This window comes from Pectobacterium hainanensis, from assembly GCF_046237015.1.
Lineage (GTDB): Bacteria > Pseudomonadota > Gammaproteobacteria > Enterobacterales > Enterobacteriaceae > JBJYIN01.
Window position 1 is genome coordinate 224,584 of record NZ_JBJYIN010000002.1, and the last position, 12,656, is coordinate 237,239.

The 12,656-nt window shown below is 47.8% G+C and carries 8 protein-coding genes; 2 read left to right on the forward strand and 6 right to left on the reverse strand.

Annotation, left to right across the window (positions count from 1 at the left end):
* The 5 genes from ACKPVM_RS03145 to ACKPVM_RS03165 form a co-directional block, all read right to left on the reverse strand.
* Positions 1-552, reverse strand: a complete 552-nt coding sequence (locus ACKPVM_RS03145) for a DMSO/selenate family reductase complex B subunit (protein ID WP_409306822.1) — start codon at positions 550-552, stop codon at positions 1-3.
* Between the two features lie 2 nt (positions 553-554).
* Positions 555-3,143 (reverse strand): molybdopterin-dependent oxidoreductase, encoded by a 2,589-nt coding sequence (locus ACKPVM_RS03150; RefSeq protein ID WP_409306824.1) that lies wholly within the window; start codon positions 3,141-3,143, stop codon positions 555-557.
* Positions 3,144-3,246: 103 nt separating this feature from the next.
* Positions 3,247-3,945: a TorD/DmsD family molecular chaperone gene (locus tag ACKPVM_RS03155; protein WP_409306826.1), complete on the reverse strand. Its 699-nt coding sequence runs from the start codon at positions 3,943-3,945 to the stop codon at positions 3,247-3,249.
* Positions 3,946-3,956: 11 nt separating this feature from the next.
* Positions 3,957-5,279, reverse strand: a complete 1,323-nt coding sequence (locus tag ACKPVM_RS03160; RefSeq protein ID WP_409306828.1) for a radical SAM protein — start codon at positions 5,277-5,279, stop codon at positions 3,957-3,959.
* Positions 5,280-5,292: 13 nt separating this feature from the next.
* Positions 5,293-6,084, reverse strand: coding sequence for a 4Fe-4S dicluster domain-containing protein (locus tag ACKPVM_RS03165; RefSeq protein WP_409306830.1), 792 nt, complete (start codon positions 6,082-6,084; stop codon positions 5,293-5,295).
* 1,326 nt (positions 6,085-7,410) lie between these two features.
* Here ACKPVM_RS03165 and ACKPVM_RS03170 point away from each other — a divergent pair.
* A complete protein-coding gene (locus ACKPVM_RS03170) occupies positions 7,411-9,858 on the forward strand; it encodes a DUF3772 domain-containing protein (protein ID WP_409306832.1) in 2,448 nt (815 codons plus the stop codon).
* Between the two features lie 423 nt (positions 9,859-10,281).
* On the opposite strand, the gene ACKPVM_RS03175 is transcribed toward ACKPVM_RS03170, so the two are convergent.
* Positions 10,282-11,145 carry a D-amino-acid transaminase gene (locus ACKPVM_RS03175; RefSeq protein WP_409306834.1) on the reverse strand — a complete coding sequence of 288 codons (864 nt, stop codon included), beginning with the start codon at positions 11,143-11,145 and terminating at the stop codon, positions 10,282-10,284.
* Positions 11,146-11,365: 220 nt separating this feature from the next.
* Here ACKPVM_RS03175 and alaC point away from each other — a divergent pair, with 220 nt between their 5' ends.
* Positions 11,366-12,595, forward strand: a complete 1,230-nt coding sequence (gene alaC / locus ACKPVM_RS03180) for an alanine transaminase (protein WP_409306836.1) — start codon at positions 11,366-11,368, stop codon at positions 12,593-12,595.
* Positions 12,596-12,656 lie beyond the last annotated feature (61 nt).

Here is a 12,656-nt window from a genome sequence, read left to right on the forward strand (position 1 = left end):
TCAGTATCCTCGCTGTGTTTTAGTACCCACGATCAAGTTGGGGCGAGTTAGCGATGAGTCGGGCAGACCTGCGATATCCGCATTGTTGCCGTATTTTTTCCGTAGTTCACTGATGGAGCCGAAATCCAAGGCTCGCATGGGGCAGGCATCCACGCAGGCAGGGTTTTCCCCTTTGGCGCGCAGATTCAAGCAGGTATCGCATTTCGTCATCATGCCAGACTTCTCATCAAACTGAGGTGCTTCGTAAGGGCATGCCCAAGTGCAGTAGCGGCAGCCGACGCACAGTGAGTGATCAACCACAACCACCCCATCTTCTTCGCGCTTATGCATCGCTTTGGTGGGGCAATGGCTGACACAGGCAGGCGAGTCGCAATGATTACACGCGATAGAAAGATGCCAACGTTTCGGCTTGGGAAACGTACCTTCCTCAAAGTCGTAGACCCGTCGAAAATTACGTCCCACTTCCAGATCGTTTTTATCCTTGCAGGCGATGACGCATGTTTTGCAACCGATGCACGCGGCGGCATTAAAATAGAATCCAACCTGTTCCATCGTTATCGCTCCTCACCAAAAATGATACGTTGTGGTCTGTCTACATCAGGAATCAATGCAGGGCCTTGCCACTTTTTCACGTCGCACAGCACGGTATTCCAGCCCGATGTCCCAAAACCGGTCGCGACCTGTTCCGATATAGCGTTATCCGCCCCGGCCAAATCAATGCCGCTGGTCTCATCAAGTTCGAACCAACTGCCGTGAGGCAGCGCGACAACGCCGGGCTTCAACGTTTCGGTCAGCCAGGCTGGGCGCAGTGTTTTTCCTGAGGAGCTGGTAATGAGCACGGTTTCACCGTGGTGGATGCCAAGGCGAGTGGCATCAGATTTATTGAGATAGACGGGTGAGGGCCAGGCTTCTCTAAGCCAGGGCACGTTATCCAACGTACTGTGTGAACGTCTTAAATAGTGCGGATTGTAAACTTGGAAGGGATACTCACCTTTCACTTTAGCGTTCCAATCTGCGAAGCTTTCTTCATACCCTTTGGGCTTGGCGGTATAGGCAGGAATAGGAGGTACTTCATTCCAGCCGTACTCATGGCTGATTCGTTTGAGTTTCTCGCAATAAATTTCAAACTTCCCGCTATCCGTGTCGCGTGGATTCTTCTCAGGAGCTTGGACAAAATCTTTATAGGCGATATAGCCGTAATTATCCCCTTCTGTGCGCTCTACCTGATAGGTGCCACGGGTTAGGAATGCATTCAGCGAGGTTTTGCCCTGCTGCGTTTTCCCCTTAACCCCCCATGCTGCCAGATCCTGTTCAGTGATGGTTAACAAGGGAACCTTGGTCTTACCGTCTTCATCAATGACGTTAGCCCCTTGCAGCGTATTGAAAAACTGCTGCTTTTCAGAAATCGGGAAGATTTTATCAACATCAACGCCCAGCCGTTTGCCGATCTCTTTTGCAATCCATTGATCGCTTTTCGCTTCATAAAGCGGTTTAACAATATTCACTGCCACAATCAGCACGTCGCGGTTGCTGGGGTTTAAAATGGTGCCTTCCCGTTCCCATTCGGTCGTGACCGGCAAGACCACATCAGAATACTTGGCGCTGGTGTGCAACACATAAGTGGGAGAGACGATGAACTCGACTTTCTCCCTTAGTGCAGCGATGCCTTGCGTAATATTGGCTCGCGTTTGCATCGTGGCATTGAAGGTGTGGAACATCATCTGGATATCCACTTGTTTCTCACCCTTACCGCGCTGGCGAAATGTGCCTTCCCTCAATGCCCGGTTGATTTCGTTGTGATTAATGGTGCTGCTGATCGGGTTTGGGAAGTTGGGGAGTCCTGTGCCGCCTCCGTTAACCAAACGTGTACCGCCGTTGCCAGCCGTGTAATGGCAGCATACGCCAGTCATTCGGCCAGAACGGCCCATATGCCCAGTCATAAAACCTAGCGTAGAAAACGCATGAACCCATCCTTCACCATTGTGAATACGGGCTGGTGCCCACCCAGTGAGCAGGGCGACGCGGCGAGTGCCACCGATTTGTCTTGCCAGGCTACGGATAGTGTCTGGCGCAACACCACAGATTTCGGCGGCCCACTCAGGATTCTTGGGTTCGTGGGTAAAGGTGCCCAACAGATAATCTTTGAAATTATCATCGGGATTAGCGCTTGCAGGCATGTGATCCCTATCGAAGCCAACACAGCAACGGTTCAGGAAATCCCAATCTATCAGCGGGTTGTTTTGCGGATCGTCCTCTTCCAATAGGGCATACATAATGCCTAATGCAAGCGCATGGTCTGTGCCAGGGTTGACCGGAACCCAATCGGCGTCGAGCAACTCACAGGTTGCATGGTAGCTCGGGTCAATACAGATAAAGCGGGCCCCCGCCTTTTTCGCTTGCAGATAATGATAGGTCGGGCTGCCTGGGCTACTCCAGGCGGGGTTAGCTCCCCACAGGACAATCAGCTGAGATTTGCGTAAATCCAGACGATCGTTGGTGCCGAAACGGACCCAACCATCATGAACGCCGATATATCCCGGCGTGTCTTTCCATGCTCCCCAGGATGTCGTTCCCCAGTCTGAGGTATAACCGCCGTAGTTGGCGTACACATTAAGGTAATGCGTGCCGTTAGAGCCAGTGAGCCAGATTGACTCATTGCCATACTTTTCTTTGATACGCTTGGTTTCGCTGGCCACAATGTCCAGCGCTTCGTCCCAACTGATGCGTACCCATTGATCACGCCCACGGAGCGATTTATCACCGCCGCCAGGAGCCCAGTTTTTACGCTTCATGGGATAACGGATACGGTCGGCACCAAAGACTTGTTTACGCTGAGAGCGGCCGCGCAGACATCCCCGCTGTTGAGGATTATCAGGGGTGTCACTGTGAGTATCATCCGTCTTTTGACGCTCTACTACGCCATCTACCACCAACGCCTTGTTCAAGCAGCGGCCGCCGCAGTTGTGCCAGCATGCCGCGGGTTTCCAGGTGCCTGTTTTGTCCGTCACAGCCGTTGCCGGCTGGGCGGCAGTCGGTTCAGCGCGCAATCCGCGGCTCATGGGCAACGCTGCGATAGCGGCTGCCGCGGAGCTTATCTGGATAAACGCACGTCGACTGATTCCAGAAAGTAAATTATTGATCATGTAATACTCCTACTTTCACATTGCATAAAAAACCCTGCCGCCGTCGGATCTGCCAATACGGCATTGCCGACATGGCGGTGGGCATAGCGTGTTATCGTTTTTGTTATGACGTTGCCTGCACAGTCTCCATGTCAACGACCTGATTGAGTTGCTGTGCATCGTGGGTTAAAAACACCGGCAATAGCTGAGCGATGCCGCGATAGAAATCGGTCTCTGCGTGTGTTTTTACGTTATGAGAAAACGCATCACAGAACGCCAGCGTATGCTGCTGGAGAAAATCACGTTGCCTTAGCAAAGAAAGCATGACGCTCTGAAGTGCCGCGCCGTTGTGCAACGCTTCGGCAACGGACTGGCTTTGCTGATAAAGAAAATCGAGCTCGAACCCGATGTGGTCTGGGGCCTCACTGTCATCGTCAGACATGGCCAACCCGCAGGATTGATAAACCTGCTTTACCTCTTGGGTGCAACGTTGAAACAACAGCTTATCGCGCGATACATAGACGGATTCCCACGGTGGTGCAGGGGGCGTCTCGGGGCCGATAAATAGGCGGGTGAAATCCCAATGCAGGTTTTCAAAGGCGCTCTCACCGATGATAAAGGGTTCTTCTGCCAGCGCGTGCTGCACACTTTCTACTGCGGAAGAGAAATTTGCGTCAGCGATCGCAGGGAACAGCGTCGACAGATCTTGCTGCTGGAGAAAATTCAACAGTGCAGGCGTGGGTTCTTCGATCAGCAACCGACGTAAAAGATCGTAACCCACGGTGCGTTGGATGAGGTATTGCGGGAATTGATGAGGGGTCATCGTCATATCCTTTAAATGTCGGCCAGTGAAAAGGTGGATGGCGTCACGTGTTGTAATTGCACTTCTTTCACGTAATGCTCGGTCTCTGAAAGGTGTTCAATAACGTTGAGTGAAAGACAAACCTCAACGGGCAATGCACCAAGCAAGGAAATGGCCGTGGGGTGAAACTGAATACAGTGATGTTGCTGATTGTGTCTGACGGGAATGTGGTTCTGGGCCAGAAGTTTTTTCACGGCAGTAATGGCCGAGCCGAATACTTTGGCGCATTTGAAAAAAGCGTCTCGGGGAGAAAAATAGTAGGTGTTATCAACTGGGCTGAGGTGGTTTTGCAGGAACACTTGGCCGGTATGTTTATTTTCCAAAGAGCAATAGTGTACGCCCAGCCTCAACGCGCGCTCTAACGCGAACAGCATCAACTCCAGTGCCAATGTTTCGCTACCGGCAATGGCTAATCCGCCGGCATACCAATAATTGTAATACACCTGATAGGGGGGATATTTCAGAGTAAAACCGCGTTCGCGAAACGCATCGGCATTCGTCAGAGGAAAACAAAATTCCAGCAGGTTGATACCGTCAACGCCGAGGGCATCAAGTTTGCGCAATAACGCTTTCATCTGTTCGCCGCTGCCGGGAATAACCGGCATTTCCACCATTACAGTGGGAATATACTTTTTTGCCAGGCGAATGCGCCGCAGTATGCGGGCTTGCTTCTCTACCGGATCATCAATTTTGATGCTAAACCGAATTTCTTTTAGCCCGGCTTGTTGCAGTTGTTGTGCGGTTTGCTCGTCCAAGGGATCGCCGGCAGTGTAGAGCCGTGTGTGAATATCAGGAAAATGGTGCTGAACCTGTTTGAAAAAACCGGTCGCTTCCGCTTTGTGTAATAGTGGTTCTCCCCCGGTCAATGCCGCAAATTGCAAGGGCTCCCCGCTGGCGGCAATCTGTTCAACTTCCGTTGCTGCCTGACGCAGATGGTGTTGGTAGTAGTCATAATCCTGTTGATTGGGATTGAAACAGAAATAGCATTGACGATGGCATTTTAGCGAAATGAACGCAGTGTAACTTCCTTCTCCTGTGCGGCAGGCAACGCATGCACCAGAAATCCAGTTGATGTGAATGCTTTTATCATTGTTGGAAAACAGGGCTCCCATGGCGCGCAGTTGGTGTTTTAGGGCAAGTGCTTCATCGTTGCTTTCGCTGGTGGATTCAAACGGCAGACCATACTGTGTGATGGCGTGTAGGGTCTTTTGCTCAATCTCGATATATCGTTGAGCGTACTGTGCGAAATCAGGATCGTTAATACACGGAAAGGTCGTGCTATTGATGATGTTCATTTTTTATCCTCCATTACGCAGAGAAATTCAGGCTTTTCATGCCGATACGATCCCCGGTGAAGCGGAGCTTTTCTTGCATGGAACAGGCAGGGCACAGGTGCTCATCTGGATTCAACGATGGGAACGGTTGTTGACAGCGAGGACAAAATGCAACGTTAAAGGAATAATGCGTCTGTGTTTTTTTTGTTATTTCTTCTCTCATCTCAATAGCGGATTCCGGGCAGCTTGCCTGACAGAGCCGGCACCCAACACATTTTCCTGACTCAATAACCAATTGCTTATTTTGATAATGGAAAACGCCCGTTGGACATAATTTCAAGCAGCTACTACATAATGAACAGGTATCTTTATTGATATTGATACTGAACAATTGATAATCAGGGAGAATATCGCTGATTAATCTGTTTGTTGGCGATCTATTTTTTCCTAAATACCGCTGAACAGTTCCAATCCGCAGAAAACGACGCCGCGCGATAGCCACATCTAATGGTTCTGTGCTGGCATGATTATCATCATGCCGGTAATTATTCAGAGAGAAGGGCGCTTGGTGGCATGCACGTAATAGGTTATTTGTGCGGTCGACGACATCACACCATGAGAAATGATTATCATCTACAACCAGCGTACGGTACCCTGCATGATAATAGAGTAAAAGTTCTTTCACCGACGGGGCGGTAATCGCATCCAAATATAAATGGTCAGCAACAGTTTGACGTTCGGGGAATGAGCCTGTTATCGCCATTACTGGACACGCTGCTATGCATCCGCCGCAGCCTGAGCAGGCATCAGGAATAATGTTGACCATACCAGCGTTGGTGATAAACAGAGCTGCAGATGAACATGCCTCTGTGCATAGCCGACATTCGACTCTCCGGCTTTTATTTCGGATACAATCAGACGTTACGACAATGTCATCGTTGAACGAAGTATTAATAACATTCACCTCGTGCTGGCTTATATAGGGAAATATGACACTAATTTAGTGAAACAATATGTTTTATTTTTTTTTGTATGTATTTTTGACTGTTTTTTATTTATCTGTTGTTTGTTTGTTAAATTCTATCAAAGCTGTTATTTAAGTTAAAAAATACTATATCCATATACTGTATAAGGATAATGGATTTTTTCGATATGCCATTATTAGTATTTTCTATATATCCCGTTTTTCTCCCTTGTGGCGGTGATTTATCTGATTGAAGGGTAGGGCGGACACGGAATTTCAGACGAGATTATTTTAATGTATATTGATGATGATCATAAATAGCGTGGATTGAAATACAGTATATCGTTATAAAATAATATTTATAGCGATGTGTTTAATCTACATAATTTATTTATCAAATGATAATTGTTTTTGTATGAGCCATTTTTACACATGGCTCGAATTGAGGGATGAAATTTCAATGTCAGCGTAAGCTATCGTTATGGACGCCAAGAAAATGTCATAAAGTACAGGTAATGTGTCGGAGAGTTTTTATTTGTTGCGTTATATCACTGCGCAAGGGTTTCTCCATTCGAAAGCTCTCCACAGCATTATTGATTCTTTCTATTTTCAGGGCAGTTTGGGTAAATACCTGGGTTACTTTGCCGGTTATGAATAGCTGTGTGCGGATTTCACCGACAGAGCTGCGGAACAACGATACGCAGGTAGGGCGAAGCCATGGCGTTAGTGAAAGCGCTCAACATCATGACGTTGCAGGGTATGCCGCACAGTGTACGCATTGGCTGATCTGCGGGGAAAACGGCTTTGCTGTATCTCGTAAATGATTTATTCAACAAAGCCACCCACACACCTCAATGAGTCAACGGATTGAGGTAGGATTTACGCTATACGGTGAATCTCTGTACAGCTTGGTTCTATTGCTCATTATGGTAAACGGTTTCTGGCGTGGTTGCGGGAGACATTGTAGACAATGATGAAAAAATGAAGTCTTTCAGTTTTTTCTGCGGCCTGGTTTCAAAAATCCCGTGTAAGTTGTATTCAGGCGTATTCGTCGGAATCTGGCGTTGATACACTAGAATAGAAGTGTGTTTGATTTTTCTACAGGTTGTTTGATTCGGTTAATGTTGCTCATCACCTCTATTTTTTACAGCATCTGAGATTTTTGTTGAACGAGGAACGTTTTGATTTATGCATACATTATTATCCGTGTTATTGCGTATTTTCCTGCTTGCGACGTTTATGTCGCCTGTCGGATATGCGATTGCAGCAGAGTCAGATGCTGAACCGTTGCCAGCGCAAACTGAGTCGGTGGTAAAGATAAATGTTGATGCTGAACTGGCGAAGCTACAAAAACAGTTGGATAGTATTAAACAGCAGGTATCAAATGCGAATAGCGATGGTAAGTTTGGTGCCTTGAATGATACGACGCAGGAGTTGGTCAACAATACGAATGAACTTTCTGCGGCGGTCACCCCTTTGCGGGCACAAATTCAGGCACAACTAGATGTCCTTGGGCCTGCGCCAGAAGCTGACTTAGGCATTAATGAGACCAATGAAGTAACGCGTAAACGCAATAGCCTGAATACCCAAAAATCCAAAATGGATGCGCAGATTGATCAGATTCAGGCACTGCGCGCGAATGCAACTAACTTATCCGCGCAAATTGTGACTTTGCGACGTAATGCGTTGAAAACGCAGTTGGCATTGAACTCAGGTAGTATTTTAGGCTCCCGGTTTTGGTCACCCATTGTTGCTCCCCAAGCAGAGGATCAGAGACGGTTTGGTGTTTTTCAAGCGCAATTAAGCGATGCATTTATGGCATCGTGGGCACCGGATTGGCGCTATGGTTCGATATTTTTGTTATTGCTAGCGGGTATTCTGGTGACTACCGGGCGGCAACTACTTGAAAAGTATTTGGCCTGGGCCGGGATTCATCTATTGCCCGAAGGGCGGCTGCGTAGAAGCTTTTTGGCAACGGCTGGGGTGATATCTACCGTCCTGACAATAGGTATTGCTGCAAACCTGTTGGATATTACCTTCACTCGCCATGGGGAAACATCTGAACGCGTATCGTCATTTTTAGATGCACTTGTCAGATTAGCGATATTTTCCTCTATGGTTGCCGGGTTAGGCCGTGCTTTTCTTTCCAACCAGAGGCCTTCCTGGCGATTGCCATCGATCTCTAACCCTGTTGCAATGGCAATGAAGCCATTTCCAATTGTGGCGGCTGTGTTCATCTTAATCTTTGGCATTGTTGAGCAGATTACGGCAACCGTCGGGGCTTCCGTTGCTGCAACCATTATGGTAACGGGATTATCAGCTTTGTTTTTATCCCTTACCGTTGGCGCGATTACGCTCAAGAGCGACCAGGTTCGCCGCCAAATGGTACATTCAGGTGAGCAACCGGAAGCGCGATCCACGCTTGCTGGGCTTATTCATCTGGCAGTACTGGCGACATCGTTGGTTGTATTAGTGTCGCTGATGATTGGTTATATTTCGTTAGCGCGCTTTTTAACTTATGAGTTGATCTGGATCGGCATCGTATTATCGTGTCTTTATCTGTTTTCCACGTTTATTGCCGATATTTGTGAAAGTGTTTTTTCTCCCAACAATGCCAGTGGCAAACGTATCAAAAATTCTCTTAATCTGGATGATCGACACCTAGCGCAGGCGACGTCGTTGCTTTCTGCCTGTAGCAAAGTCTTCTTGATACTGATGGCGGCAGTCGCGCTTCTCAACGGTACATTTGGTACAACAACTCCACTTGAACTGGTACAAAAGGCCGTTGAAATCTGGGGTGGAAAAGGATTAGAAACGTTAAGTATTGTGCCGGCTCATTTGGTGAATGCGGCACTGTTTTTAGTCGTCGGGGTATATGTTTTACGCTCATCAAAACGTTGGTTAGAGCATGAGTTTTTGCCAAAAACGACGCTTGAACGCGGTATAAGAGCGTCGCTGGTGACGTTATTCAGTAATATTGGCTACATTCTGATTATTTTATTAACGTTGGCGACGCTTGGTATTCAATGGAATAAGCTAGCCTGGATCGTCAGTGCGCTTTCTGTTGGTATTGGTTTTGGTCTGCAAGAGATCGTAAAGAATTTTATTTCTGGTCTGATTCTGCTGACAGAGCGTCCGGTAAAAGTTGGAGATACGGTTAATATTAGCGGGGTGGAAGGTGATATTCGGCGGATTAATGTTCGGGCGACGGAAATTCAATTAAGTGACCGTTCAACGGTGATCGTCCCTAACTCGCAGTTTATTTCACAGAACGTACGCAATATCACAATGGGTCATCCGTTGGGGGTGGCAACACTAGCGCTGACGTTTCCTTTGGATATTGATCCGGAAGATGCTCGCACTATTCTACTGGATGCATTCCTTAACCATGACGCAATCCTTGATGGGCCAGCCCCCTCGGTTAAATTTACGCAGTTAACACCGACAGGCATGGTGCTGAGTGTGACGGGGTACGTTAGTGGTCCGGGAATGGTGGCACAGGCAAAAAGCGATTTATTGTTTGAGATCATCAAACGTTTACGTGCCGCGAGCATTCCTTTAGCTGTGCCGCAGAAAATGGTGCTGGAGAATGGTGTCGTGATGTCTGAAGGGAGTGCTCTGGAAGATAAAAGTTAATCGTGAGTAAACGATTCACCCCGTTATCTCTATATCCTAAATAATTCAAGTTTCAGGACAAAAACGGCAAAGCGTTTTTGAACAGCGCTTGCGCTGACCCCGAAGGGGTGAGGCCATAAGGCCGAATAACGCGGCAAGAGAAGGACAAATTCGTCGGAAACGAATTTGACCAGCCAACGGCTGGCCTCCGGTGAGAGACCGGATGTCTCTCATTTAATCCCGATGAGCTTACTTGAGCAAGTATTCGGGTGACTTACAAATCTGCCAGAGGCAGGTTTGAACGCTGCTTATAGCGGCCCTTTAGGGCGAGGCCCACGAGGGGCCGAGTAGAGTAGCCAACGCACATGCTACTTGAAGTATGACGGATATATAAGTAAAGGTAATGGGGATTATCGTTATAAATCAATCTGATGGCAATATCCATTATTTAACGTGCTGTTTGGTCATATTAATATAAATGTTTCGCAGACGGCGGGTGATGGGGCCAGGTTTCCCATCGCCAATTCTTTTTCCATCCAGAACAACGACGGGTAAAACAAATGTGGTCGCAGAGCTGATAAAAATTTCGGCTGCGTGATAGGCCTCCTCGGGGGTGAATAACCGTTCTTCCAGCCTGATATCGTTGTTTGCAGCCAGTTTCAATAATGAACGGCGAGTAATTCCGTGGAGAATGTCATTGCTTAGTGGGCGAGTGACAACAGTGCGGTCATGTAACACGATATAGCAGTTGCATGAACTTCCTTCTGTGACGAAACCGTTTTCAACCATAAAAGCATCATCGGCATGATGATAATGTGCATACTCTTTGGCCATGCATGCCGCTAGCAGGCTGACCGTTTTAATATCTCGGCGATGCCAACGGATATCCGGACAGGTGACAACTCGTAGCCCCGTTTCTGCTTTGGGATTATCAATGATCGATTTTGTCTGGGTAAATAATACTAGCGTAGGTTTGACGTCAGTCGGTGGATAATGGAAATCGCGATCGCCTGCGTTACCTCGGCTGAGCTGTAAATAAATGGCTCCTTCTTTCAGGTTGTTTTTCTCGATCAGAATATCGTGAATATCTTTCAGTTCGGGTAGTGTTACTGGCAATGTTAGTGATAATTCATGGCAAGAACGCTGTAAGCGTTCAATATGACCATCAAATTCTACCAGAGCGCTGTCTACAACGGCGGTGACTTCATAGACGGCATCGGCAAAGAGGAAGCCACGGTCAAACACTGAAACCTGAGCTTTGTCCTCTTCGACGTAATGACCATCAACAAACACAATACGTGGCGGCATTAAACGTTCTCCTCTGAGATTAATTCTGTGCGCAACAGATGAATTTAAGTGAACAATCCTTGCACATACGATTCAAAGTTAGCCAGTTTTCAGTGATAAAAATTTATGAGAGACCATATCGACAGACGCCATAATCTGAGATAGCTTTAATGTCGGTTCCGCCAATCGGAACCAAGCGTCGCTCGGACGGTCCGGGCGCTCACGTGACTATGAGGATGTTATGGCTGATTCTACTTCTCCGCGCCGTTTTACGCGCATCGATCGTCTTCCCCCCTATGTATTCAATATCACTTCTGAATTAAAAATGGCTGCTCGTCGTCGTGGCGAAGACATTATTGATTTCAGCATGGGTAATCCAGACGGGCCAACACCGCCTCATATCGTGGAAAAATTGTGTACGGTTGCACAGCGTGAAGATACCCACGGTTATTCTACCTCCAGGGGTATTCCGCGTTTACGTCGTGCGATCTCTCGTTGGTATGCCGATCGCTATCAGATTGATATTGATCCGGAAAGTGAAGCGATTGTCACCATTGGCTCCAAGGAAGGCTTGGCGCACTTGATGTTGGCAACGTTGGATCACGGTGATACCGTGTTGGTACCGAATCCCAGTTATCCTATCCATATTTATGGTGCGGTGATTGCTGGTGCGCAGGTACGATCGGTCCCGCTTGTCGATGGTGTTGATTTCTTCAATGAGTTAGAACGATCTATCAGGGAAACGATTCCAAAACCAAAGATGATGATTCTTGGTTTCCCTTCTAACCCGACGGCTCAGTGTGTTGAGCTGGATTTCTTCGAGCGGGTTGTAGCGTTGGCGAAACAGTATGGAGTGTTGGTTATTCACGATCTGGCCTATGCCGATATCGTGTATGACGGTTGGAAAGCGCCCTCTATTATGCAGGTTCCGGGGGCGAAAGACATCGCCGTCGAATTTTTCACCCTATCAAAGAGTTATAACATGGCGGGCTGGCGTATCGGTTTCATGGTGGGGAACCAGGAACTGGTTAGCGCGCTTGCTCGTATCAAAAGTTATCACGATTATGGGACGTTTACGCCGCTACAGGTGGCAGCTATCGCGGCATTAGAAGGCGATCAGCAATGTGTACGCGATATTGCCGAGCAATATCGGCAGCGGCGCAATGTGCTGGTGCGTGGCCTGCATGAAGCTGGCTGGATGGTGGATGAGCCGAAAGCGTCGATGTATGTTTGGGCAAAAATTCCAGATGTCTATGCGCATTTAGGATCGCTTGAGTTTGCTAAACGCTTGTTGGCTGAAGCGAAGGTCTGTGTGTCTCCCGGTATTGGATTCGGTGATTATGGTGATACCCATGTGCGGTTTGCTTTGATTGAGAATCAGGATCGAATCCGGCAGGCAGTGCGGGGTATTAAAGCGATGTTTCGTGCCGATGGACTTTTGCCGTCGACAAAACTCATACAGCCTAAATAAAATTTCCTCGTGTTAGCCAATTTTTCCTTTATTCCCGGCTTATAGTCGGGAATATTTTTTC